This is a genomic window from Phocicoccus pinnipedialis (genome assembly GCF_903994035.1).
GTDB lineage: Bacteria > Bacillota > Bacilli > Staphylococcales > Salinicoccaceae > Phocicoccus > Phocicoccus pinnipedialis.
The window spans coordinates 1-538 of record NZ_CAJEWB010000015.1; the positions used below are offsets into that span (position 1 = coordinate 1).

Annotated in this window: 2 tRNA genes; both read left to right on the forward strand. The window is 34.6% G+C overall.

The window, feature by feature from the left end:
• Nucleotides 1-97: 97 nt before the first annotated feature.
• Nucleotides 98-183: transfer RNA gene (locus H9D55_RS08050), tRNA-Leu, on the forward strand.
• Nucleotides 184-351: 168 nt separating this feature from the next.
• A tRNA-Gly gene (locus tag H9D55_RS08055) sits at nucleotides 352-425 on the forward strand.
• Nucleotides 426-538: the final 113 nt, after the last annotated feature.

The following is a 538-nucleotide window of genomic DNA, read 5'->3' on the forward strand; positions in this document are numbered from 1 at the left end:
GAAAACACGTTGTAAAAATTTGTTCAAAATATTTTAAGTAACTATGTTGACAGTAGAATGATTACTATATATAATAATAAACGTTGCTAATTGATGAGCGGTTGTGGCGGAATCGGCAGACGCGCTAGGTTGAGGGCCTAGTGGGAGTTAAATCCCGTGGAGGTTCAAGTCCTCTCAGCCGCATTATTTTTTAAAAAAATATTAAAAAATGTACTTGCATCATTAATGATAAGTATGTATAATAATTAGTAGACATTTCAGATGCAGAAACACTACGCTTTAAATTTTAATAAATTAAAGTGTTGACATTCTTCCTGAGACCTGTATAATAGGATAAGTCGTTAAAAGTTAGCGGGTGTAGTTAAGTGGTATAACCTCAGCCTTCCAAGCTGATGTCGAGAGTTCGATTCTCTTCACCCGCTCCATTATTTTGAAGAAACAAACAAGAACATTGAAAACTGAATGACAATATGTCAACGTTAATTCCAAAAATACACTCTACGGAGTGACTGAGAGAACAGTATAAAACACGGATATA